This window comes from Herbaspirillum huttiense (genome assembly GCF_047300815.1).
In the GTDB taxonomy this organism is placed as follows: Bacteria; Pseudomonadota; Gammaproteobacteria; order Burkholderiales; family Burkholderiaceae_D; genus Herbaspirillum; species Herbaspirillum huttiense_A.
Genome location: NZ_CP178608.1, coordinates 4,834,567 through 4,858,476 on the forward strand (window position 1 = coordinate 4,834,567; position 23,910 = coordinate 4,858,476).

The 23,910-nt window shown below is 63.4% G+C and carries 22 protein-coding genes and 1 riboswitch; of the genes, 9 read left to right on the plus strand and 13 right to left on the minus strand.

Annotated features, from left to right (window positions below; genetic code table 11):
* Positions 1-427: 427 nt before the first annotated feature.
* From ACLRDN_RS22135 to ACLRDN_RS22165, 7 genes are all read right to left on the minus strand, one after another.
* On the minus strand, positions 428-1,432 hold the full coding sequence (locus ACLRDN_RS22135) for a cytochrome-c peroxidase (protein ID WP_413458022.1): 1,005 nt from the start codon (positions 1,430-1,432) through the stop codon (positions 428-430).
* Between the two features lie 244 nt (positions 1,433-1,676).
* Positions 1,677-2,558, minus strand: a complete 882-nt coding sequence (gene phhA / locus ACLRDN_RS22140; RefSeq protein WP_329802429.1) for a phenylalanine 4-monooxygenase — start codon at positions 2,556-2,558, stop codon at positions 1,677-1,679.
* Positions 2,559-2,638: 80 nt separating this feature from the next.
* Positions 2,639-3,376 (minus strand): GNAT family N-acetyltransferase, encoded by a 738-nt coding sequence (locus ACLRDN_RS22145; protein WP_413458023.1) that lies wholly within the window; start codon positions 3,374-3,376, stop codon positions 2,639-2,641.
* Between the two features lie 12 nt (positions 3,377-3,388).
* Complete coding sequence (locus ACLRDN_RS22150) at positions 3,389-4,621, minus strand: multifunctional CCA addition/repair protein (protein WP_413458024.1); 1,233 nt, start codon at positions 4,619-4,621, stop codon at positions 3,389-3,391.
* Between the two features lie 10 nt (positions 4,622-4,631).
* On the minus strand, positions 4,632-5,333 hold the full coding sequence (locus ACLRDN_RS22155; protein WP_413458025.1) for a glutathione S-transferase family protein: 702 nt from the start codon (positions 5,331-5,333) through the stop codon (positions 4,632-4,634).
* A 44-nt stretch (positions 5,334-5,377) separates the two neighbouring features.
* On the minus strand, positions 5,378-6,346 hold the full coding sequence (locus ACLRDN_RS22160; RefSeq protein ID WP_413458026.1) for a complex I NDUFA9 subunit family protein: 969 nt from the start codon (positions 6,344-6,346) through the stop codon (positions 5,378-5,380).
* A 73-nt stretch (positions 6,347-6,419) separates the two neighbouring features.
* The gene (locus ACLRDN_RS22165) at positions 6,420-8,420 is read right to left on the minus strand and encodes a transglycosylase SLT domain-containing protein (protein ID WP_413458027.1); all 2,001 of its coding nucleotides are present in this window, start codon (positions 8,418-8,420) and stop codon (positions 6,420-6,422) included.
* A gap of 34 nt (positions 8,421-8,454) precedes the next feature.
* Here ACLRDN_RS22165 and ACLRDN_RS22170 point away from each other — a divergent pair, with 34 nt between their 5' ends.
* Positions 8,455-9,051, plus strand: a complete 597-nt coding sequence (locus ACLRDN_RS22170) for a 5-formyltetrahydrofolate cyclo-ligase (RefSeq protein WP_413458028.1) — start codon at positions 8,455-8,457, stop codon at positions 9,049-9,051.
* A 44-nt stretch (positions 9,052-9,095) separates the two neighbouring features.
* On the opposite strand, the gene metF is transcribed toward ACLRDN_RS22170, so the two are convergent.
* From metF to metK, 4 genes are all read right to left on the minus strand, one after another.
* Positions 9,096-9,938 carry a methylenetetrahydrofolate reductase [NAD(P)H] gene (gene metF, locus ACLRDN_RS22175; protein WP_413458029.1) on the minus strand — a complete coding sequence of 281 codons (843 nt, stop codon included), beginning with the start codon at positions 9,936-9,938 and terminating at the stop codon, positions 9,096-9,098.
* Positions 9,935-10,288 (minus strand): phage holin family protein, encoded by a 354-nt coding sequence (locus ACLRDN_RS22180; protein WP_008332818.1) that lies wholly within the window; start codon positions 10,286-10,288, stop codon positions 9,935-9,937. Before ACLRDN_RS22180 ends, metF begins: the two co-directional genes overlap by 4 nt.
* A 152-nt stretch (positions 10,289-10,440) precedes the next feature.
* Positions 10,441-11,847 (minus strand): adenosylhomocysteinase, encoded by a 1,407-nt coding sequence (gene ahcY, locus ACLRDN_RS22185; RefSeq protein WP_413460435.1) that lies wholly within the window; start codon positions 11,845-11,847, stop codon positions 10,441-10,443.
* A 49-nt stretch (positions 11,848-11,896) separates the two neighbouring features.
* Positions 11,897-11,986: riboswitch (S-adenosyl-L-homocysteine riboswitch) on the minus strand.
* Between the two features lie 218 nt (positions 11,987-12,204).
* The gene (gene metK, locus ACLRDN_RS22190; RefSeq protein ID WP_413458030.1) at positions 12,205-13,368 is read right to left on the minus strand and encodes a methionine adenosyltransferase; all 1,164 of its coding nucleotides are present in this window, start codon (positions 13,366-13,368) and stop codon (positions 12,205-12,207) included.
* A 190-nt stretch (positions 13,369-13,558) separates the two neighbouring features.
* On the opposite strand from metK, the gene ACLRDN_RS22195 reads away from it, so the two are divergent.
* The 3 genes from ACLRDN_RS22195 to dapF all read left to right on the plus strand — a co-directional run bounded on the left by ACLRDN_RS22195 (position 13,559) and on the right by dapF (position 16,212).
* Complete coding sequence (locus tag ACLRDN_RS22195; protein ID WP_413458031.1) at positions 13,559-14,404, plus strand: lysophospholipid acyltransferase family protein; 846 nt, start codon at positions 13,559-13,561, stop codon at positions 14,402-14,404.
* Positions 14,401-15,285: a lipid A biosynthesis acyltransferase gene (locus tag ACLRDN_RS22200; RefSeq protein ID WP_413458032.1), complete on the plus strand. Its 885-nt coding sequence runs from the start codon at positions 14,401-14,403 to the stop codon at positions 15,283-15,285. Before ACLRDN_RS22195 ends, ACLRDN_RS22200 begins: the two co-directional genes overlap by 4 nt.
* Positions 15,286-15,348: 63 nt before the next feature.
* Positions 15,349-16,212: a diaminopimelate epimerase gene (gene dapF / locus ACLRDN_RS22205; protein WP_413458033.1), complete on the plus strand. Its 864-nt coding sequence runs from the start codon at positions 15,349-15,351 to the stop codon at positions 16,210-16,212.
* 92 nt (positions 16,213-16,304) lie between these two features.
* Here dapF and ACLRDN_RS22210 read toward each other — a convergent pair whose 3' ends face one another.
* Positions 16,305-17,915 carry a hypothetical protein gene (locus ACLRDN_RS22210; protein WP_413458034.1) on the minus strand — a complete coding sequence of 537 codons (1,611 nt, stop codon included), beginning with the start codon at positions 17,913-17,915 and terminating at the stop codon, positions 16,305-16,307.
* A gap of 367 nt (positions 17,916-18,282) precedes the next feature.
* On the opposite strand from ACLRDN_RS22210, the gene ACLRDN_RS22215 reads away from it, so the two are divergent.
* The 4 genes from ACLRDN_RS22215 to ACLRDN_RS22230 all read left to right on the plus strand — a co-directional run bounded on the left by ACLRDN_RS22215 (position 18,283) and on the right by ACLRDN_RS22230 (position 22,123).
* The gene (locus ACLRDN_RS22215; protein WP_413458035.1) at positions 18,283-19,479 is read left to right on the plus strand and encodes a porin; all 1,197 of its coding nucleotides are present in this window, start codon (positions 18,283-18,285) and stop codon (positions 19,477-19,479) included.
* 252 nt (positions 19,480-19,731) lie between these two features.
* Positions 19,732-20,400, plus strand: a complete 669-nt coding sequence (locus tag ACLRDN_RS22220) for a DUF484 family protein (protein ID WP_413458036.1) — start codon at positions 19,732-19,734, stop codon at positions 20,398-20,400.
* Between the two features lie 30 nt (positions 20,401-20,430).
* Positions 20,431-21,426, plus strand: a complete 996-nt coding sequence (gene xerC / locus ACLRDN_RS22225; RefSeq protein WP_413458037.1) for a tyrosine recombinase XerC — start codon at positions 20,431-20,433, stop codon at positions 21,424-21,426.
* A 124-nt stretch (positions 21,427-21,550) separates the two neighbouring features.
* Positions 21,551-22,123: a Fur family transcriptional regulator gene (locus ACLRDN_RS22230; RefSeq protein ID WP_145604987.1), complete on the plus strand. Its 573-nt coding sequence runs from the start codon at positions 21,551-21,553 to the stop codon at positions 22,121-22,123.
* A 21-nt stretch (positions 22,124-22,144) separates the two neighbouring features.
* Here ACLRDN_RS22230 and ACLRDN_RS22235 read toward each other — a convergent pair whose 3' ends face one another.
* A complete protein-coding gene (locus tag ACLRDN_RS22235; protein WP_413458038.1) occupies positions 22,145-22,882 on the minus strand; it encodes an HAD-IA family hydrolase in 738 nt (245 codons plus the stop codon).
* Positions 22,883-22,977: 95 nt separating this feature from the next.
* Here ACLRDN_RS22235 and ACLRDN_RS22240 point away from each other — a divergent pair, with 95 nt between their 5' ends.
* The gene (locus tag ACLRDN_RS22240; RefSeq protein ID WP_413458039.1) at positions 22,978-23,880 is read left to right on the plus strand and encodes a TraB/GumN family protein; all 903 of its coding nucleotides are present in this window, start codon (positions 22,978-22,980) and stop codon (positions 23,878-23,880) included.
* Positions 23,881-23,910 lie beyond the last annotated feature (30 nt).

Here is a 23,910-nt window from a genome sequence, read left to right on the forward strand (position 1 = left end):
CGGGAACACCTCAGTCTTGTGAACCGGGTGTCTTCAAGTTGTAGTGTCAAGTTAGCACAAGGGTGACCGGCCCGCTACGCGCGCCGCAGCAGGGTTTCCGGGCTTTTTTGCCTTGCAGGAAACTGTTTCCGCAGGTCCTGCGGCGTTAGTGGCCATGCAGAGAAGAAAATGCCGGAAAGCGAAAAACAACAACATTTCCGGCTGAAAAAAAAGGGCTGTGGATGCCCCAAGTGTTACAAGCAAGACGTGAATGTAACAGCCCGTAAAAGCCGTTGGACCAGCTCGGCCGCTGACGTTTAATAGACTCCACTTGAACAGCGATTGATTGGTATCCGTTACTGTGCAAGGTTCCTCCCCTCTAGTGTTGAAAGCACCACTAGCTCGCGGATCCGGCCTCCCCTGTCGGATCCGCTTTTTTTATGTGCGCTCAGTTCGTCCCGAAGGGACGTGGCTGGGGGGTACGCTCCGAGGAGGGCGGCAATATCGGGAGCACGATGCGGGGCTGGTCACCGGTGAGCGTCTTCAGGAAAGCCACTACCTTGGCATTGTCCTCGGCACTGAATTGCCGGCCAAGCTGGATGCGGGCCATGGTATCGACCGCTTCTGACAAGGAAGCCGCCGCGCCATCGTGGAAATAGGGATAGGTCAGTTCGACATTGCGCAAGGTCGGCACCTTGAAGGTGAAACGATCGGCATCCTTGCCCGTGACGCCCGCCCTGCCCTGCGCTGCATTGGTGGTGACATAGGGCTCGACCAGGCCCATCTTCTGGAATGAACTGCCACCGACGGCCGCGCCGTTGTGACAGGCCACGCAACCGGCCGACTTGAAGAGCTGGTAGCCCTCCCGCTCGCTGCGCGTGAGCGCCTTGCGGTCGCCCTTGAGCCATTTGTCGAAGCGCGAATTGGGCGTGACCAGGGTCTCTTCGAAGGCGGCAATGGCTTGCGTGATTTCATCGATGCCCAGCTTGTCGTTGCCGAAGACCTGCTTGAAAGCGGCCACATAAGCCGGTATCGATTGCAGAACATCCACCGCCAGGGCGTGCGAGAAGGCCATCTCCCCGGGATTGGCGATGGGCCCGCCGGCCTGCGCCTTCAGGTCGGCCGCGCGGCCGTCCCAGAATTGCGCAATGTTGAGCCTGGCGTTGAGCACCGTGGGTGCATTGATCGGTCCCTCATGCCAGTTGTGGCCGATGGAGGTCTTGAGGTTGTCGGTCCCTCCCATGGACAGGTTATGGCATGCGTTACAGGAAATGAACCCGGACCTGGACAAGCGCGGATCGAAGAACAGCTTTTTGCCCAGTGCGACCATGGCCGGGTTGCCGACCCGGGCGGGCTGGATGGGAGTGATAGGTTCCTTGCCTGTGGCAAGGACGGGCGCGGCCAGCGAGATGCCGGCAGCAAGCAAGACGGACAGGGTGAATCGGTGATGCATGGCGTGCTCCTTCCTCAAGGGTGGGGATGCCTGCATTGTCCTTGTGCACCTCGGCGGCCCTTTGACCTGTATCACCGGGAAGGTCTGCGGTCAGCAAGCTGACCGGATTTTTCGCATTACTTCAATCCCGCCCGCGTTCGAGGATAAAAGCCCGCCCGATCCGCCAATACAAAAAAGCCGTCCGTGACAACACGGACGGCCAGCCTGGTTTCTCATGTCGCCGGCCCGAAGCGGCCGGGCGGCATCAGCGGTTGGGAGGAAGATTGGACTCGCCCGCCAGCAGCGTATTGGCCGGCAAGGCCTCCTGCTGCTTGAGCCGCTCGTAGAGCGGCGTGAAGTCCGGCGCCGTATCGTTGAAGAGCTGTTCGAAATCCTTGATCACGAAATAGGTCTCCTGATAGGTATCGATCTTGTAGAGCGTGCGCATGATGCGCTCCACCTCAAACGGTACGCGACGCGGCTGGTCGCTGGAGAGGCAGTACTCGACCTCGCCGCCCGAGGAGAGGATGCCGGCACCATAGATGCGCAAACCCTCCTTGCTCTGGATCAGCCCGAACTCGATGGTGTACCAGTACAGGCGCGCCAGATAAGCCAGCCCGTCGAGCTTGAGCGCCTTCAGGCCACCCTTTCCGTATTCCTGCAGGTGGTTGGCAAAGATCGGATTGAACAGCAGCGGCACATGGCCGAAGAAGTCATGGAACAGATCAGGCTCGACGATGTAATCGAACTCGTGCTCTTCACGTAGCCACACCGTGACCGGGAAGCGGCGATTGGCCAGGTGCTCGAAGAAGGTGTGGTCCGGCACCAGGCCCGGCACGGCCACCAGCTGCCAGCCGGTGGCCTTGAAGAGCGCTTCGGTGGTACGGTCAAAGCGCGGGATGCCTTGCGAGACATCGAGCGCCTTGAGGCTGTCGATGAAGACATCACAGGCGCGGCCGGGAATCAACTTCGCCTGGCGCTCATAGAGACGACGCCACAGCGCGTGCTGGGCGGGCGTGTAGCCCTCCCAGTTCTGGGCCACGACGTAGTTGGCGTCGGCCTGGCTGTAGTCGCCGCGCAAGGCTCCGCTATCGGACTTGGTGGCGACTGTGGCGAAGAAATCATCGGTGTTGGGATTGGTGCTCATGGCATACCCGTTATCAAAGTGAGGCGCATATTATGCGCTCCCGGCACGGGATGGTCATGTGCGTTCGCGCAAGCAGCGCGTCAGGCAGCAGGCGGCGGCGTGCCGTCGTCCTTCTTTTTGGCACCGATGCCGGTCACGCGCGCGCCCCATTTCAGCAGTGCCTTGAAGTTGGCCTTGACGATATAGTCCAACATTGCAACTTGCTCTTCCAGCGCTTCCTGGAACACCGTGGCCGAGTTGGCAGGCTTGATCTTGAGGTAGGCATCGGCTTCGCCATAGTCGCGGTGGATTTCCATGCCGGCCTTCTTGGCGATGTGCATCATGACCTTGTTGGACGAAAGGCAGTGCATGTACAGCGTATCGACATCGGCATTGCGACAGTGCACGGAAGCGCGCATGAACAGGCGCGTGCCCACCCCGAGCCCGCGCGCGGCGGCCGTCACCGACACCCCGAACTCGGCCACCACCGGCTTGATGGTGGCACCGCTGATGCGCGTGCTCTCCTTGGGCGCGAAGGCCAGGTGGCCCACACCAAGCAATCGCAAGCGGCGGTCATAGACGCCGAAGACGGTATCGCGCTCGAAGTTGATGCCCTCCACGTAGCGCGTCACCATCTCATCGGAGAGCTTGGAACCGAAGCGCAGCAGGCGATCCTTTTCTTCCAGCGCGAGGAAGTGGCGCAGCAGGTGGCGGCGCGCCCGCGGCGAGAGCTCCTTGACGAAGACGTTGGGCTTGTCCTGCTTCTCCGGCTGTGCAGGCGGCAGGCCGGATTGCTTGCCACGCAAGCGCTGCTGGAGACGGGACAGGGGATGGCTCATCGTGACCTTCCCTCAGGACTGCGCCGGACGATGCTGCTCGACATAAGCCGCCACTTGCGCCGTGCGTGCCGCCAGGATGGCCTCGGGAATGCGTTGCGGCTGTGCCTGCTGCTGCGCGATGGCACCGGCATCGATGGCTTGTGCAGCCTGCAGTGCGCCTTCCAGATAAGCCGCCTGCGGGAAGGGCTGCAGCTCCAGTCCGGTGCGGCCGCGATGGTCGCATTCCGAGGCGCGCAACATGTCGACGAAGCGCTGCGGTTTGCGGAAGGCATCGCAACGCGCGAAGAACTTGACCAGGGTATCGGGACGCATCTCGAAGGAGCGCCCCACATTGCCATGTTCGCGGGCCGTCATCAGCGCCAGGTCACGGCATTCGCCGGGGACCTTCAGGCGCGTGCAGACGTCTTCTGCCAGGCGTTCGCTGCGCGCTTCATGGCCATGATGGCGCGGCCAGATCTCGGGTGGCGTGGTGCCTTTGCCGAGGTCGTGCAACAGCGCGGCAAACCGGATCGGCAATGAAAAATCCTGCGCAGCAGCCCAATCGACCACCAGCATCACATGAACGCCGGTATCGATTTCGGGATGCCATTTCTCCGGCTGCGGTACGCCCCACAGCGCATCGAGTTCAGGCAGGATACGCTGCAAGGCACCGCAGGCGCGCAAGACCTCGAACATGCGTGATGGCTTGTGCTCCATCAGGCCGCGCGCCAGTTCCTGCCAGACGCGTTCAGGCACCAGCGCATCCACCTCGCCCTCTTGCACCATGCGCTGCATGAGCGCATTGGTTTCCGGCGCCACCGTGAAATCGGCGAAGCGCGCAGCAAAACGTGCTACGCGCAGGATGCGTACCGGATCTTCGACAAAGGCCTCGGAGACATGGCGAAACACGCGCGCCTCAAGATCGGCACGGCCGTGATACGGATCGACCAGGGTGCCATCCTCATCCTGCGCAATCGCATTGATGGTGAGGTCGCGGCGCGCCAGATCGTCTTCCAGCGTCACATCGGGTGCGGCATGGAAGGCGAAGCCCTTGTAGCCGGGCGCGGTCTTGCGCTCGGTGCGGGCCAGGGCATATTCCTCGTGGGTCTCGGGATGGAGGAACACCGGGAAGTCCTTGCCGACCGGGCGGAAACCCAGTTCCAGCAACTGCTGCGGCGTGGCCCCCACCACCACGTGGTCGCGGTCCTTCACCGGCAGGCCGAGCAAGCCGTCGCGCACTGCGCCGCCGACGGTGTAGGTCTTCATCGGCTGCGTCTCACTGGTGGTCCGGAAGGATTTCCTTCTCGGCCAGCGCCTCGGCGATCCAGCGCGCCACCGCCGGGTGCTCGCGCACGCGGTCGGCATAGGCTTGCAGGGCCGGGGCCAGCGGCACCTGGTAGCTGACGAAGCGCATCACCACCGGTGCATAGAAGGCGTCGGCAATGGAGAAATCGCCGAAGAGGAATTCATGATGGCCGAATTGCGAGAGGCACTCTTCCCAGATCTCGCACACGCGCGCGATATCGGCTTGTGCTTCGGCGGTACGTCCCCGGCCGGGGTAGCGGCCACGGATGTCCATGCTCATGGCCGTGCGCAGGCCGGTGAAACCGGAGTGCATCTCGGCACAGATGCTGCGCGCGATGGCGCGGGCATCGGTGCGGGCCGGCCACAGGTGGCGGTCAGGGAATTGCTCGGCCAGGTATTCGCAGATGGACAGCGAATCCCAGATCGCGATGTCACCGTCGAGCAGCACCGGCACGCGGCCCGAGCCGGTGTAGCGGGCGATCTCGCCGGCGGTCTCTGGCTGGTCCAGCAGCACGCGCACTTCCTTGAAAGGGATATCGAAGGCCACGGCGGTGACCCACGGGCGCATCGACCACGAGGAATAATTCTTGTTGGCGATGACCAGGGTGGGCATGTGGCGTCCGGCCTTTTGCAGGGTTTCGGACAAGACCGGATCCAGTTCTGTATCTTGCATGGGAGCTCGTTTCTCGAAGATCAATGTCGCGGCGACTGAACCATTCAGCGTCGCGCGGTGCTACGGAAAAAGTCGAATTGCTGTTGCGGGCTGCGCGGCAGGAGATAGCCGGGAACGACGTCTTCCAGTGCGCGCGGCGTGAGCTGCAGCTCGGGGGCGATGGGTCCGTGCAGGACATTGTCCACCTTCATGGAGGCGACATTGTCGCGGCTCATCAGCTTGCCCGGCAGGTGTTCCAGCGCGAAGGCCTGCAGCCAGCCGGCCGCATCGGGCAAGCCGATCACTGGTCGCGGATGGCCGCTGTACCAGCCCGACAGGCGCACCAGTTCGCGCAGAGAATATTGCTTGGGCCCGCCCAGCTCGAACACCTTGCCGCCCAGGCGCGGCAAGGCCAGCGCATTGACGAAGGCCTGTGCCACATCGCCCACGTAGACCGGCTGGAAACGCGCATCGGGGCTGCCCAGCGGGATCACCGGGAACAGGCGGTTCAGGCCGGCGAACATGTTGATGAAATTGTCGCCCTCGCCGAACACGACCGAGGGACGGAAGATGGCCACATCCAGCGCCGGCGAGGCCAGCGCTTCCTGTTCGCCGGCGGCTTTGGAACGCAGGTACATCGATGGCCCCTGGGCATCGGCGCAAAGCGCGCTCATGTGCAGGTAACGCGGCACACCCTGCTGCACGCAGGCCGCCACGATGCGGCGCGGCAGCAGCACATGCTGGCGCTCGAAATCCGGACCATAAGGAGCAGCACCGCGCGCCGGGCGCGATTGCAGGATGCCGACCAGGTTGACGACCACGTCAGCCTCGGCCACCAGGCGGGCCAGCACGGCATCGTCATGGATGTTGGCCTGGACCACGCTGACCACGGGCGAGACCAGCAGATGCTTGGCGCGCTCGTAGCGTCGCGTGGGCACCATGATGCGGTAGCCGGTGGTGCTGCCCAGCAGTTCGATCAGGCGGGTGCCGATGAAGCCGGAACCGCCGATGACGAGGATCTTCTTGACTGCCATTTGTCTCTCTCCGATTTCCAGGGAAAACCGCTGGCCGCCGCGTCAGTGAGGGACGGCGGCCGCGGCGACGGGATCAGGGCAGGTCGGTGGCGACGTTGGCATTGGGGGCCACCGTGCCCATGCGCTGCTTCAGGGATTGCGGGCGGTTCTCGAACATGGCCGCATAGTAGGTCGCATTGGACATCACGTTCTTGACATAGCCCCGGGTTTCATTGAAAGGGATGATCTCGGCGAAGATCGCCCCTTCGACCGGACGCGGCAAGGTCGCGCGCCAGGTGCGCGGACGGCCGGGGCCGGCATTGTAGCCAGCCGTGGCCAGGGTTTCCGAGCCTTCCAGGTTGTTCAACACCATGTCCAGGTAGCTGGTGCCCAGCAGCAGGTTGGTGTTGATGTCATTGACCTGGTCGGCCGTGAATTCGGTCATCCCGATCTTCTTGGCAACGAACTTGGCCGTGGCCGGCATGAGCTGCATCAGGCCGGAAGCGCCCACGTGCGAACGGGCCGACTTGATGAAACGCGACTCCTGGCGAATCAGGCCATAGACCCAGGCATTCTCCATGCCCAGCGGACGCGTAGCCGCATTCATCTCCGGCAGGTGCGGTGCCGGGAAGCGCTGGGTGAAATCGAACTCGGTCTCGGTGCGGTCGGAGGTGTTGACCATGCGGTCCAGCACATCATTCTGGCGCGCGTATTCAGCGGCGGCCAGCAACTGGCGGTCGGTCATGTTGCGCAGTTCCCAGTTCCATTCGCGGATGGCTTCAAAGCGCAGGTTCAGTTGATAGAACTTGAGCGAACGCTTGAAGCCGGCATTCTGCGAATATAGCGCCACTTCACCGGCGCCCGGCGGGGTCGGGCCGGGGGGGATGGTGATCTGCTGGCCCAGCTCTTCCAGCGCCAGCTGGCCATAGAAGCTGAAGTTGGGCGCGATCGATTCGAACAGGCGGCGGGCCGCCTCGTTCTGGCCTTCGGCCTTCAGGGCACGGCCCAGCCAGTAGACCCAGGCGGTGTCGCTGCGCAACGGGGCGGGCATGGCTTCGATGGTCTTGCGTACTGTCTTCCAGTCACCGTCGCGCAGGGCCATGCGCACCTTCCATTGCATCGCATCCTGAGTCAGCGGCGCGTCCTTGGCTTTGCGCCAGTAGTCCGAGGCTTCCGGCGCCAGCTTGTAGGAGGCGGCCAGGGCGATCTGTGCCCAGGCCTGCGCGACTTCCTGCGCGCTCAGGTTGCGGCCGGCATCGTTGAGATAGGTCGCGGCCTGGGACGGATTGGTCTTGGCGATGCGGCCCAGCGCGATGATGTAGAGCTGGTGGTTCACCGGACCACGGCCCGGGCCCTTGGCCAGCATCAGCGCGGGGCGATCCATCACCTGGGTCACGCTGACGTCGCCGCTGTCGACCAGCACGGCCGCACGGCGGGCCACGGTGGCATTGCCGTTCTCGGCGGCCTGACGGATCTGGAACCAGACATCGGCATCGCTGAACTGGCCATTCTGGGCGAGAGTGGCGATCAGGTCGCTGCAGCCCTGGCCGTAATCCTTGGGATTGCTCAGCAGGGTGCGCGCTTCCTCGGCGACATTGGCGCCCTTGAGGGCGCGCGAATTGAGGGCGAAGCATTTGACCTGGGTATCGTCATCGAGCACGAACTTGGGATACTGCTCATCGAAGACCGCCCAGTTGCCGGTCTTGCCCAGGGCCAGCAGCCAGTCGTTGCGCAGCCGGTCGACGATGGCCTGGCCGTCCCAGCGCGCCAGGAAATCGCGGATTTCCTGCTCGCTGGCGCTGTAATCGCGCACACGCGGCTTGAGGCGGTAGTAGTCGACATAGGAGGCCAGCTCATAGCCAGACAGGCGTGAGGCCAGGTCTTGCGCCAGGGCGGCGTTGTCGCTGGCGGCAGCCTGGCGCAGGGCCAGGAAGATATCGTCAGGCGCGGCGTCGGGCGCCACGCGCTTCTGGGCGTGGGCCGCCGGCGCAGCGGTGAGCATGGCGCCGGTCGCCAGCGCCAGGGGGAGCGCCAATGAGGCGGCCAGCGCGCGCAGGCGCTGGTTGAACGGATGATTCTTCGGACGCATACTCATGCAAGCTTCTTCATGCAGATTGGTGAAACAGAAAATGAACCCAAGCATAGCACGCGACACGCCCCCGTCACCGACGCGAGAGGAGGCGGCCGCCCTTCACAAACAGCGCTTGCGCACCGAATTGCTGGCGCGCCGCAAGGCCTTGGGCGAGCAGGACAAGGTCGCCGCCGATGCCCTCATCGGCCAGCGGGTACTGGACTGGTGCGCCACGCACGCCATCCACAGCCTGGCGGTGTACCAGCCGATCCGGCGCGAACCGGATCTGTCTGCGGCCTATAACGCGCTGGCCGCGCGCGGGGTGCACCTGAGCCTGCCGGTGGTGGTCGATAAAAATTCGGCTCTGGAATTTCGCGCCTGGCAGCCCGGCGACGCTCTGGAAAAGGATGGGATGGGCACCCTCATACCGCCGTCCGGTGCGGCCGTGGTGCGGCCCCAGGCGCTGCTGATTCCTTGCCTGGGGGTCAATGCGGCAGGATGCCGTCTGGGCTATGGCGGCGGCTTCTATGACCGCACGCTGGCGGCCAGCCCGCGGCCGCTGGCCGTGGGGGTCTGCCACGGCTTCGGACGGGTCCAGTTCGAGGCGCAGGCGCACGATATCCCCCTGGATAGCCTCATTTTCGACGACGTATGAAAAAAAAGCCGGACCCAAGTCCGGCTTGCAGAAGCAGTTGCAGCCTACTTCACCAGTTGTTGCCAGATCGCCTCGGTCGGAGCGGCCTGGTTCAGTGAATAAAAATGCAAACCGGGCGCACCGCCTGCCAGCAGGCGCTGGCACAGCTGGGTCACCACGTCCTGGCCGAAGGCGCGGATCGATTCGGTATCGTCACCGTAGCTGGCCAGCTTGAGACGGATCCAGCGCGGGATCTCGGTGCCGCACATGTCCGAGAAGCGCATCAGCTGGGTGTAGTTGGTGATGGGCATGATGCCCGCGATCACCGGCACGGTGGCACCCAGTTTGGCGGCGTCGTCCACGAAGCGGAAGTAGGCGTCGGCATTGTAGAAATACTGGGTGATGGCCGAATTGGCACCGGCCTTCACTTTGCGTGCGAAGTTCTGCACGTCGTCCTGGGGCGAGCGCGCTTGCGGGTGCATCTCGGGATAGGCGGCCACTTCAATGTGGAACCAGTCGCCGGTTTCGGCGCGCACGAACTCGACCAGTTCGTTGGCATGGCGGAATTCGCTCGAAGCCTGATCCATGGCCCCATAGCCGCTGGGCAGGTCGCCGCGCAGGGCCACCAGGCGCTTGATGCCTTGGGCACGATAGTCTTCCAGGATGGCGCGCAGGCTGGCGCGGGAGCTGCCGATGCAGGACAGGTGCGGCGCGGCGTCATGGCCTTCGCCGATGATTTCCAGCACGGTGTCGCGCGTGCCTTGTTGCGTGGAACCGCCGGCACCGAAGGTCACCGAGAAATACTTCGGGGCCAGCGCCGCCAGCCGGGCGCGGGTAGCGCGCAGCTTTTCCGCGCCTTCAGCGGTCTTGGGCGGGAAAAATTCGATACTGAAATTATGTGTACTCATTGATTCGAACCCGATTTCAGCAACAGTGTGGACAGTGCCCAGGACACGATGCTGTAGAGCAGTGCGCCGCCGACCGCAGACCAGAAGCCGGCCACATGGAAGCCGCCGACCAGTTGCGCCACGACCCAGAACATCAGGCCATTGATGACCAGGATGAACAGGCCCAGGGTGAGCATGGTCACCGGCAGGGTCAGCACCACCAGCACCGGGCGCACGATCGTATTGACGAACCCCAGGATCAGCGCGGCCAGCAGAGCCGAACCGAAGCTGTCGACCTGCACCGAGTGCATCAGGTAAGGAACGGCCAGCAAGGCCAATGCATTGATGAGCCAGGTCAGCAGCAGGCGCATGAAAAAACCTTTCGACCCCGTCGGGGAATGAAGAAGATACCGTGAAGCTTGCATCACCTAAGGAGGGGATGCAAGGTCCGCAGGCGGGAGACGATGCCGAGACTGCCGGGCCGGCCCTCTCAGGTCAAGAGAGGGCCGGCACCAGGCAGGGATCAGTAGCGGTAGTGCTCAGGCTTGTAGGGGCCGTCGACCTTCACGCCGATGTAGGCGGCCTGTTCGTCGGTCAGTTCGCTCAACTGCGCATTGAGTTTCTTCAATTGCAGGCGGGCGACTTTTTCGTCCAGGTGCTTGGGCAGCGTGTAGACGCCGACCGGATAGTCCTTGGTGTTGACGAAGAGTTCGATCTGCGCAATGGTCTGGTTGGCGAAGGACGAGCTCATCACGTAGGACGGGTGGCCGGTGGCGCAACCCAGGTTCACCAGGCGGCCTTCGGCCAGCAAGATGATGCGCTTGCCGTCCGGGAAGATCACGTGGTCGACTTGCGGCTTGATGTTTTCCCAGGTGTACTGCTTCAGGGCGGCAACTTCGATTTCATTGTCGAAGTGGCCGATGTTGCAGACGATGGCCTGGTCCTTCATCTTCTTCATGTGCTCATGGGTGATCACATGGTAGTTGCCGGTGGCGGTGACGAAGATGTCGCCGTGTTCGGCGGCGTAGTCCATGGTCACCACGCGGTAGCCTTCCATGGCGGCCTGCAGGGCACAGATCGGATCGATCTCGGTGACCCATACTTGGGCCGACAGGGCACGCAGGGCCTGGGCCGAACCCTTGCCGACGTCACCGTAGCCGGCCACGATGGCGACCTTGCCGGCGATCATCACGTCGGTGGCGCGCTTGATGCCGTCCACCAGCGATTCGCGGCAGCCGTACAGGTTGTCGAACTTGGACTTGGTGACCGAGTCGTTGACGTTGATGGCCGGGAAAGCCAGCTTGCCTTCCTTGAACATCTGGTACAGGCGGTGCACGCCGGTGGTGGTCTCTTCGGTGACGCCCTTGATTTCCTTGATGCGCTTGGAATACCACTGCGGATCCTTGGCCAGGTAACGCTTGATGGCGTTGAAGAGGCACACGGCTTCTTCCGAATCGGGCTTGTCCAGCACCGAAATGTCAGCCTCGGCACGAGTGCCCAGGTGCAGCAGCACGGTGGCGTCGCCGCCATCGTCCAGGATCATGTTGGAATAGCCACCGTCGGTCCATTCGAAGATGCGGTGGGTGTATTCCCAGTATTCATCCAGGTTTTCGCCCTTGACGGCGAACACCGGGGTACCGTTGGCCGCGATGGCCGCCGCAGCGTGATCCTGGGTCGAGTAGATGTTGCAGGAAGCCCAACGCACCTTGGCGCCCAGTGCTTCCAGGGTCTGGATCAGCACGGCGGTCTGGATGGTCATGTGCAGCGAACCGGTGATGCGCGCGCCCTTCAGGGGCTGGGAAGCAGCAAATTCCTCGCGGATCGCCATCAGGCCCGGCATTTCGGTTTCGGCGATCTTGATTTCCTTGTGGCCCCAGTCGGCCAGCTTGATGTCTGCGACGATGTAGTCTTGGGTCGGATTGGTGGTCATGGCAATGGCGCTGTTCACGCCCTCCTTTCATGAAAAAGCCAGAAAAAAAGTAACGTGAGCGCGGTTGCCAGGCGACTAGTGCCTGTTCACCGCTTCAAGCCTGGCAGGGGATGTCCCTGTCGCAACGCTCCTTGCAGCGGTGAGGCATTGTGAGGTTGGCGTTCCGGACGCAATGCCAACATCGGAACAGTGCGCGAATCTTCATTCGCGGGAACAGCATTGTAGCGCGGGTCAGGCGTTAGTCAATCCTCGGAACAGGCGTGTGAATCACTCTTCACACGCCTTTCCAGCAGGTTTGCAGATGCAATGGCGCTTCATTGTGCATGCTGCAAGCCGGCTCGTGCCCGATGGGCTGGCTTACAGACCGGCCGAGGCACGCAGGGCGGCGACCTTGTCGGTGCGCTCCCAGGTGAATTCCGGCTCTTCGCGGCCGAAGTGGCCGTAAGCGGCGGTCTTGGCGTAGATCGGACGCAGCAGGTCCAGCATCTGGACGATGCCCTTGGGACGCAGGTCGAAGTGCTCTTGCACCAGTTGGGCCAGCTTTTCATCGCTGATCTTGCCGGTGCCGAAGGTGGTCACCATGACCGAGGTCGGCTTGGCGATACCGATGGCGTAGGACACCTGGATCTGGCAACGCTCGGCCAGGCCGGCGGCGACGATGTTCTTGGCCACGTAGCGGCCGGCGTAGGCAGCCGAACGGTCGACCTTGGAGGGATCCTTGCCGGAGAAAGCACCGCCACCGTGGGGCGCTGCGCCACCATAGGTATCGACGATGATCTTGCGGCCGGTCAGGCCGCAGTCGCCTTGCGGGCCGCCGATGACGAAGCGGCCGGTCGGGTTGATCAGGTAGCGGGTGTTCTTGAGCCACTCGGCCGGCAGCACCGGCTTGATGATTTCCTCGATGGCGGCTTCGTGGATGTCCTTCTGTTCCATCTCGGGCGCGTGCTGGGTCGACAGCACCACGGTATCGATGGCGACCGGCTTGCCATCCACATACTTCAGGGTGACTTGCGACTTGGCATCCGGACGCAGCCAGGGCAGGCGGCCATCCTTGCGCAGTTGCGACTGACGCTCGACGATGCGGTGCGCGTAATAGATGGCGGCCGGCATCAGTTCCGGGGTTTCGTTGCAGGCGTAGCCAAACATCAGGCCCTGGTCGCCGGCACCTTGCTCCAGGTCAACGCCGCGGCCTTCGTCCACGCCCTGGGCGATGTCGGGGGATTGCTTGTCGTAGGCCACCAGCACGGCGCAGCTCTTGTAGTCGATGCCGAAGTCGGCATTGTCGTAGCCGATGCGCTTGATGGTTTCGCGGGCCACATCGATGTAGTCAACGTTGGCGCGGGTGGTGATCTCACCAGCCAGCACGACCAAGCCCGTGTTGCACAGGGTTTCAGCGGCGACGCGGGAATAAGGATCCTGGGCGAAGATGGCATCCAGGATGGCATCCGAGATTTGGTCGGCGACCTTGTCGGGATGGCCTTCAGAGACGGATTCGGAAGTGAAGAGATATTCGTTTGACATGCAAGCCTCAGACTGAAAACGATTTAGCAAATGTCGCGGCCCATCGTTAGTCGTGCCTGCGACGCTTTAGCGATATTTGTACCCCGTCTCGCAAGTTGTCATTAACTCGACGGCATGTGCTATTTTACGCCTCTTGCGATTTTCTGCAATTTGACGGCGGAGCAACTCCGCTTTTTTGTTATCGGCAAGTATGCTCGTTTCTTTATTCCGCCTGCTCTCTTTCCTGCCATTGCCGGCCTTGCATGCCTTGGGCGCAGGGGTGGGCTGGCTGGTTTTCCTGCTCTCGCCTTCCTATCGCCGCCGCCTGACCGACAACATCACGCTGGCCGGCCATCGCGGCAGCCTCTGGAAGTCGGTCGGCGAGGCCGGCAAGGGCATGTTCGAGCTGCCCTTCATCTGGTGCGCAAGCCCGCAACGGGTGCTGCGCACGGCGCGCATCGTCAACTGGGACCTGGTGCAGCAGGCGCTGGAGGCCAAGGCCGGCGTCGTCTTCCTGACCCCGCACCTGGGCTGTTTCGAGATTTCGGCGCAGTCGATCGCGCGCCATGCCAGCCTGAGCGTGCTGTATCGCCCGCCGCGCAAGGCCGCGCTCAAGCCCTTGATCGAAGGCGCTCGCGCCCGCGCCAACCTGCACCTGGCGCCAGCCAACCTGTCGGGCGTGCGCATCCTGCTCAAGGCCTTGAAGAACGGGCAGGCCATCGGCCTGCTGCCAGACCAGGTACCGCAAAACGGCGAAGGCGTGTGGGCGCATTTCTTCGGCAAGCCGGCCTATACCATGACCCTGCCGGGCAAACTGCAACAGATGAGCGGCGCGCCCATCATCCTGACCTACGCCGAGCGCCTGTCCTGGGGCCGGGGTTACGCCATCCATTTCGTACCCTTCGAGGGTGAACTGGGGCAGACGCCCGAGCAACAGGCTCGCGCCATCAACGCCGCCATGGAAAAGCTGATCGCCCGCTGCCCGGCGCAATACATCTGGAGTTACAACCGCTATAAAACGCCACCTGGCGTGACCCCACCGGGAGCGGCGCAATGAGAGCCCTGATCGGGCTGATGTGGCTGCTGCACTGGCTGCCGCTGCCTATCCTGGGACGGCTGGGCGAGGCGCTGGGCTGGCTGCTCTATATTTATATGCGTCCGCGCCGACGCATCACCCTGATCAACCTGCGCCTGTGCTTTCCTGAAAAGACGGAAAAGGAACGCCGCCTGCTGGCCCGGCGCCATTTCCAGGCCTATGCCCGCAGCGCCCTGGAACGCGGCATTCTGTGGTGGGCACCGGAGTCGCGCCTGAAGCGCCTGATCCAGGTCGAACCCGGCATTCCCTTCGAGACGCTCGACCGTGGTCCGACCATCCTGCTGTGCCCGCATTTCGTCTGCCTGGAAATCCCCGGCATCGCGCTGGTGCTCAATTCGGATTATTCGGTCTGCACCATTTACGCCCGCCAGCAAAACGAAGTGGTGGACCAGGCTTTGCTCAAAGGACGCTCGCGCTTCCGCCCGGTGACGCTGCTGGCGCGCGAGAAAGGCGTCAAGCCCATCATTCGCGCCATGCGCGAAGGATTGCCTTTCATCATGCTGCCCGATATGGATTTCGGCACCCGCGATGCGGAATTCGTCCCCTTCTTCGGCGTCCCTGCCGCCACGCTGACTGCCACGGCCCGCATCGCGGCCGCCACCGGGGCGTCGGTAGTGCCGGTGATCACCACCTTCCTGCCCGGTTATCGCGGCTGGAAGACCACCTTCTATCCGGCCTGGGAAAATTATCCGGGCGACGATATCGTGGCCGCTACCCGCCGCATGAATGCCTTCATCGAAGAGCGCGTACTGGAAGCCCCGGCCGAATATTTCTGGGCGCACAAGCGTTTCAAGAACCGCCCCCCCGGCGAAGCGGACTTCTATCGCAAGGGCCAGCACTGAAGCTGGCGGCAACCACCACCCCGCCCCTCTTTGAATCGGGCGCACCGTACTTATAATGATGTGATGAAAATCAAATTTACCAAGATGCACGGCGCCGGCAACGACTTCGTCGTACTTGATGCCGTCAATCAAGCCATTTCGCTCACGCCTGGCCAGTGGAAGTTCATCGCGGATCGCCGCTTCGGCATCGGCGCCGACCAGATGCTGGTGGTGGAGAAGGCGCAAGGCGCCGGGGTCGATTTCCGTTATCGCATCTACAACGCCGATGGCGGCGAGGTCGAACAATGCGGCAATGGCGCCCGCGCCTTCGTGCGCTTCGTGACCGAAAAGGGCCTCACTGAGAAGCGCGCGATCCGCGTGGAAACCATGTCCGGCGTGATCGAGCCGCGCCTGGAAGACGATGGCCAGATCACCGTGGACATGGGCGCGCCCATTCTCACGCCCGCCGACGTTCCCTTCGACAGCCGCAACCTGCAGCATCGCAGCCAGGCTGAAGACACGCTCTGGCCATTGGAGGTGGCCGGCAAGACCAGCTGGATCTCGGTGGTATCGATGGGCAATCCGCATGCAGTACAGGTGGTGGAGGACAGTGAAGCTGCTCCGGTGCTGGTGGACGGGCCGCTCATCGAGCGCCATGAACGCTTCCCCAAGCGCGTCAATGCCGGTTTCATGCAGGTGGTGGACCGTCATCACATCAATCTGCGCGTCTATGAACGCGGCGCCGGCGAAACCCTGGCCTGCGGCACCGGTGCCTGTGCGGCCGTGGTCGCTGGCATCCGTCGCGGCCTGCTGGATTCGCCGGTAGCGGTCCAGACCCACGGCGGCGTGCTCAACATCGCCTGGGCCGGTCCGGGCGAAGCCGTGATGATGACCGGGCCCGCCGTGACCGTCTTTGAAGGTGAGATTGACGTGCCTGACGCGCTTTGACCTCATTACCTACCGGCAACGAAAAAGCGGCTTGCTGATGCATCATCAGCAAGCCGCTTCTCATTGGCACCGCCTCGCGCAGGATTGCCGGTTCAGGCCGCCAGGTCTTGCGCTTCGGCTTCCTCGTCATCCTGCGACTGCGGCAGGACGGTCTTCAACCGGTACAGGCGCTGGCGGTAGTTGCCTTCCGGGCCGCTGGGTCCGCAGTCCATGTCTTCGAAGAGCCGTCCGATACGATTGAGCGCACCACGCTGCTCCCCGGTCTCCACCATGATGAGCCGCCGCTTGCTGCGCGCGTACTGGCTGCGGATATCTACCATCAGACAATGCCCGCAATCGGCCTGTTTCAGGTCGATCAACAGGGCTTCCGGCCGGGTCAGGCCAAACAGCATGGCCAATTCGATGCGAGCAGCCAGGAAAGGATGGGCATTGACCTGCTCACGGCTCATCTGCGCGCGCGCCTGCACGGCCCAGGCCGCAGCTTGCGGGCGGTCGGCCACCTTGTCGAGCAAGGCTTGGGCCTGCTGCGCACCTTGGGTCGCGGCCTTTTGCAGCCAGTACAGCGCGCGTACGTCGTTGGCGGGGTCGTCGCGCCGGTTGCGCCATGCGCCTACACCGCATTCGACCTGCGCTTCCACATGCCCCATCTCGGCGGCACGCTCGAGATAATGCTGCACATCGGCAAGATTGCGCTGTGAAAACTCTGGCTTCAGATAGATACGCGAGAGGACATACCAGGCCGCAGCCATCCCCTGCTCTCCCGCCAGGGTCAGCCAACGGATGGCCTTCTTGTAATTGGCCGAACCTTGCCCGGCAAAACACCGCTCACCCGAGGCATCGACCCGCCCGTACAACAGGCCCAGGGCCAGTTGCGCATCACGGTCGCAGGCCAGCGCGGCCAATTCCAGCAATTGCTGGGCCTGCAGCAGGTCAGGACGCTTGTCGGCCAGATGCACCTCGCCCAAGCGGCGCAGCAATTGGATGTTCTGCGCTCCCAGGGCAGAGGCCAAGGCCTCAGAGGGCGCATTGAGCTGCGCCAGGAGCTGTTCATGCTGGCGCAGCATGGCGTCGGCCAGGGGCTGGGCGCGCTGGCGGAACGCCGCGAAGTCCGACTGGCGCCAGGCGCTGTCGGCCAGCGCATGCTGGGCCTGCTCGATGCCGGCATCGGCGGCTTTGCGGGTCCAGTGCTGCAATTGCTCGGGCTTGACCGGCGCTGCCGCCTGCGGCTCAGCGTCGGCCCGCGGCGCTCCGGCTGCCGGCGCGATCATGCGCTCGCCCTGGCGTGCCAGCAGCCACTGCGCATCCGCATCGCCCTCGGCCGCCACGGCCTCCAGCGCGCGCAGGGCGCGGCTCTTCTGGTCAGCACTGGCCGCCGCCGCGCCTGCCGGATGCTCCAGTACCAGGCGGGCCAACGTGAGGCCTGCACCAATGGCGCCATCCTCAAATGCCCGCTCATACCACTGGGCCGCCTCATGTGGCCGGGCCAGCTGGCTCACGACTTCATACGGAATATGCTGCGCCATGAGCTTCCAAGCATCGGCCTGCCCTTGGCGCGCCGCCCGCTCCAGCCAGTGGAATGCAGTGCCCGGACTTTGCGGCAGTCCATTGCCCCCAAACAGGTAGCGCTGGCCCAGGTTCAGTTGCGCCTGGGCATCTCCGGCACGTGCTGCGCGGATGATTGCAAGATCCTCGCGATTGGCCATCCAGCCTCCACATCAGGTCAGAAAGCCAAAATTATGCCCCACAATCGACATTTTTTTAAAAAACCATCGAAAACAATCGAAACGCATCTTTTTAACAACAAAGCTCTCGGCGAGACGGGGCGGATCAAGTTTTGGGGTGCCGTGCCGTTAATGAGTGACAGGCTGCAAGCCAAAATTTGTCTGTCAGGCATTGACGGGCAGGAAAGCGTTTGAAAAAAACAACACTACGCCGGTGGTTTGACGCTTTCAACCAAAATTCCGCCTTCCACGTGACCAATCTGCGGCCACGCCAAATGAGAACCCTTAATGTCTCACCATCCGACCAGAAGTACGGATCCTCAAGACTATTTTTATAGAAGGATGTCAAATGAAAAAATCTCTGCTGGCACTGGCCGTCCTCGGCGCGTTCGCAGGTGCTGCTCAAGCACAAAGCTCCGTTACTATCTACGGTATCGTTGATACCGGTATCGCTTACACCTCCAAGGCACAAACCACCAACGTTCCTGGCCAAACCGGCATCAACACCGGCAGCAAGTTCGCCGTGAACTCGGGCGTGATCCAAGGTTCGCGTATCGGCTTCAAGGGCGTTGAAGATCTGGGCGGCGGCCTGTCGGCTGTGTTCCAACTGGAAACCGGCTTCAACAACGACAACGGCGCTCTGAACGGTCAAGATGGCACCGCTGGTACCACCAACCTGTTCCGTCGCAAGTCGGTCGTTGGTCTGGCTGGTGGCTTCGGCACCGTGCTGGTCGGCCGTCAAACTGACTTCGCTGACACCATCTCGGCTTACACCGCCGTGAACGACTTCGGCGGCGTGACCTCGAACTCGGGTTCGAGCCTGAACCGTCTGCAAGGTACCCGTACCAACAACTCGGTCAACTACACCACCAACAGCCTGAGCGGCTTCACTGGTAACCTGATGTACGGCTTCGGCGAAACCGCTGGCAAGACCTCCGCTGGTCAAGCTTTCGGCATCGGCGGCAAGTACGACAATGGTCCTCTGGGTCTGGGTATCAACTACTACCAGTCCAAGCAAGGCCCGACTCCTGCTGACACTTCGCTGATCTCGACCGCTGCTGCTCTGAGCACCGCCACTGGCGCTGCCAACGCTGGTCAAAGCGCACTGAAGTCCCTGAACGTTGTGGCTTCCTACCAGTTCGGCCCGGCTCGCGTGTACGCCAACTACTCGCGCGTCAAGCAAGACCTGAACACCGGTACTGTGACCGGCCTGACCGCCGCCAACCGCGTGACCACCGGTACCCTGGGTCTGTCGAAGAAGGCTGACATGTACGAAATCGGTACCGCCTACTCGCTGTCCCCGTCGCTGAAGCTGCTGGCTGCAGTTGACTACACCCGTGCAGACTTCGACGGTCTGAGCGGCAAGGGCAAGCTGACCCAGTACAGCCTGGGTGCTGACTACTGGCTGTCCAAGCGTACCGACCTGTACGCCTTCGTGTCCAACCTGCGTGCCAAGGACATGAAGAACCCGGGCGTGTTCTCCGACACCACCGGCAACGATTCCAGCCAAACCGCTGTTGTCGTTGGCGTTCGTCACAAGTTCTAATTCATGGATCTGAAACCGATGCGAATGCACCGGTTTCAACCTGAGCTGAACCTGAGCCGTACCGAAAGAGGCCTGCATGAGCAATCATGCAGGCCTCTTTCTTTTTGCCCTCACCCGCTCTGCTGGCCCGGACAAGCCCGTCCCGGCGGCGCCGATGATTGTCAGTGTGTCCGATAGCGAGGATAATCTCGCGATATTTCCGGTGCGCTCCTCCCCGCGCGCCACCGGCACTCCAACACAGACCCCGCGACGATGACCACCGAACTGGATTCCAGCCTGATTGCCGACTACCTGCTCGACCACCCTCATTTCTTCGAGGAGCACGCCGAACTGCTTTCGACGGTCAAGCTCACCAGCCCCGTGATGGGCCGCGCCGTCTCGCTGCAGGAACGCCAGATGGAAATCCTGCGCGAGAAGATCCGCGTGCAGGAACTGCGCATGGCCGACCTCATGCGCATCGCCCAGGAAAACGACGAGATCACCAGCAAATTCCAGGCATGGAGCCGCGCCCTGCTCCTGACCCGCGATGCCGAGGACCTGCCGCGCGTGCTGGTGGACCGCTTGCAGGAAATCTTCCACGTACCCCAAGTGACGGTGCGCCTGTGGAACCTGGGTCCCGCGCACGCCGGCAATTGGGCCACGCAGGAAGTCTCGGACGATGCACGCATCTTCGCCAATGGCTTGTCAGCGCCCTTCTGCGGCCCCAACAAGGAATTCGAAGCTGCCGGCTGGCTCGACGATGCCGCCTCCGTGAAGTCAGTGGCCATGCTGCCGCTGCGCGTGGGTGCTGCGCCTGAAGCCTTCGGCCTGCTGGTGCTGGGGTCGCCCGATCCCAGCCGCTTCACGGCCGACATGGCCACCGACTTCCTGACCCGCATCGGCGAAACCGGCAGCGCCGCCCTGGCCTGCCTGCTGCGCTGAGCGCGGCGGCCGACGCCGAGGAGTCAGCGCATGGATGACATCGCAGCGCCGGCTTCGTCCCTGATCGGACAATATCTTTCCTTCCTGCGCAGCCAGCGCAAGCTCTCGCCGCATACGCTGGACAGCTATGCGCGCGACCTGCAAGAGCTGCGCGCCCTGCTGGCACCGTCCGCCCATGGGGGTGAGGCCAGCGAACCCGCGCTGCAGCACGTGACCCAGGCCCAGATCCGCAAATGTGCTGCCCGCCTGCATGCGCGCGGGCTCAATGCGCGCTCCATCTCGCGCAAGCTGTCAGCCTGGCGCGGCCTGTTTGCCTGGCTGGCCGTCGAACAGGCGATGCCGGCCAATCCGGTCGATGGCGTCAAGCCGCCCAAGAAAAGCAAACCCCTGCCCAAGGCCTTGCCGGCCGATGAGGCCATCCGCCTGGTCTCCCAGCTTGACCCGGCGCGCGACCCCGATTCCACGCTGGCGGCCTGCAACCGGGCCATGTTCGAGCTGCTGTATTCGAGCGGACTGCGGGTTTCGGAACTGGTGGGCATCGATGTGACAGACGTACGGGAAGGCCACTACGAATCGGCCGGCTGGATCGATCTGGACGAGACCGAGGTCACCGTCACCGGCAAAGGCGGCAAGAAGCGCAAGGTCCCGGTGGGCCAGGCGGCCTTGCAGGCCATCCGCGACTGGCTGCCCCTGCGCGCCGGGCTGGTCAAGGCCGACCGGGGGACGGATGCGCATGCGCTGTTTCTCAATGAACGCGGGGCGCGCATGTCGCCCCGGGTGACGCAGCTGCGGCTCAAGGCCCATGGCAAGGGGGTGGAAATGCCGGCTGACGTGCATCCCCACATGCTGCGCCACTCTTTCGCCTCACACGTGCTGCAGAGTTCCGGCGACCTGCGGGCAGTGCAGGAAATGCTGGGCCACGCCTCCATCACCGCTACCCAGGTCTACACCGCGCTGGACTTCCAGCGCCTGGCCCAGGTCTATGACCAGGCCCATCCCCGGGCCCGCAAGGGCGGCGGCAAATAAGCGCCGGCCGGCCGCCAGCCGCGCCTTCGCGAGCGCCGGGCCGTGATCGGATAAAATGGAGGCTTCCGCACGCCATGTGCTACCGAATTCTTTGGCCAGTCCCGCTGGCCCAGCACCCTCGCCCATGCCGACCATGAAAGCCAAAGCCGCCGAATCCTCTCCCGCCAGCACCGCCGCCCAGGCTGCGACGGTGAGCGCGCTGGCCGAGGCGCAACTGCGCGAAGCCGGCGTACGCGTGACGCAAGCCCGGGTCAACGTCCTGGGCGCGCTGCTGGAAACGCGCAGCGCGGCGTCCCACCAGGATATCCAGGATCGCTTTGCCGACATGGACCGGGTCACGCTCTACCGTGCCCTGGATTGCCTGACCGAAGCCGGCCTGGCGCACAAGATCTCCAGCGACGACCGCATCTTCCGCTACAGCGCCGGTGCCGATCACGCCGAACACGGGCTGCACGACCATGCCCAGGGCAAGCAACACCAGCACGGCCACTTCAAGTGCACTCGCTGCAACCGCGTGTTCTGCCTGGATGCCAGCGATGGCACCGACTTCCTGGCCACCGTCCTGCCCGATGCCGACCGCCACCGCTCCACCGCTGCGCAATTGCAATCGGCCTTGCGCAAGACCCTGGGCAAAGGCTTCCAGAGTCACGAAGTGGAACTGACCATCAAGGGCTGGTGCGCCGACTGCGCCGACTGATTTTTGGCAGGTCCCTTCAGCTCAGCGCGTGGCCCCGAGCGCCGCAAGCCGCCGCGGCAACTGCCGTACTGAACGAACTTTCACATCGACAAAACCCGGCAAGCGGCTCAGTGCGCGTTGCCCGCCCATGTGCCCCAAGAGCGCCTGGCTGCCGCGCAGGTATTGTGTCACCCAGGCCGTGCGCACGCCCAGCTCGCGGGCGCTCTTGAGGTTATCCACCGTATCCTCGACCAGGATGCAGCGCCTTGGCGCCACCTTGTGACGCGCCAGCAGCTTGCGCAGCATGATGCGCGAAGGCTTGGGGCGCAGCTGGCGATGCACGTGCATGGACTCGATGGAAATGTGATGCGAGAAATGGCGGTGCAGCCCCAAGTGCCGCACCAGCTCGCGCGAATAGCGGCGCGGCGCATTGGTGAGCAGGATCTTCTGCCCCGGCAACTGCGAGAGCCAGCGGCCGATGCCGCGCTCAGCGCGCACCATGCCTGGAAGGTCGTCGAACAGATGCGCTTCATGCAGGAATTCATCCACCCCCAGCCCATGATGCCGCACCAGCCCCAGCAGGGTGGCGCCGTAGAGCTTCCAGTAATGCCGCCGCAGGTAATTGACCGCCGCTTCGTCGCTGGGCTGGCCATCGTTGTCCAGCACGCGCTTGATGATGCGGTTCATGTTGGTATTGATGGCCGGGAAGATCGCGTGCGAGGCGTTGTGCAGGGTATTGTCGAGATCGAACAGCCAGAGCGGTGTAGTATTGGACGCCATAAAAAGACCGGCGCGCCGCCGTCAGCGAGGCGCACCTTCAGCAAGCTAGGAAAGAAAGGCCAGCAGTGACCGGATTGATGCAACGCTTGATTATAGTGACTTTGACCTGGCTGTCCTGCCTGAACTTGCTTTCCCCGGCCCGCGCCGCCACGCCGACGGATGCAGTCCCGCCCGCTGCGCCGCGCGGGGCGCTCTACCAGGTCTCCGATGGCCGGCATACATTGCTGCTGTTTGGCACCATCCACGTCGGCGCACCCGATTTCTATCCGCTGGAACCCAAGCTGCAGCAAGCGCTGGCCGCAGCGCCCACGCTGGCGCTGGAACTGGACCCGCAGAACGCCGCCGCCATGCAGAGCGCCGTGCAGCGCTACGCGGTCTATCCCGCCGGGCAACAGCTGCTGGACCAACTCGACCCGGCACTGCGCGAACGGACCCGGACCACGCTGCAACGTTTCGGCATGACGCCGGACAACGTGCAGCAACTTCGCCCCTGGATGCTGGCCATGGCCCTGACCGTGCAGGAATACGTGCGCCACGGCTATCGCACCGACCTGGCCGTGGACAGCCATCTGGCTGCGACGGTGCGCGCACATGGCGGCAAGGTGATCGAACTGGAAAGCGCTGACCGCCAGATGGGCCTGTTCAGCAAGCTCACGCCGGCGCAGCAGGCGCAATTCCTGTCCGACACCCTGCAGGAGCTGGACGATGCCGACCTCACCCGCAAGCTGGACCGCCTGGTCGCCGCCTGGCGCCACGCCGACAGTGCCGACTTCGGTGCCGCCTTGCAGGAGATGCAGCAGGATGACAGCTTTGCCAGCCGCTTTGCGGTGCAAACCCTGCTGCGGGAGCGCAATCCTGGCCTGGCGGCGGGTATTGCCGGCCTGCTGCGCCAACAGGACAAGGCCGTGGCGGCTATCGGCATCCTGCATCTGGTCGGGCCGGACAGCGTGCCGGTGCTGCTGGAAAAGCAGGGCTTGCAGGTCAGGCAACTTTACTGACCGCGGCCGCTACAGCGCTGCAAAACGCTG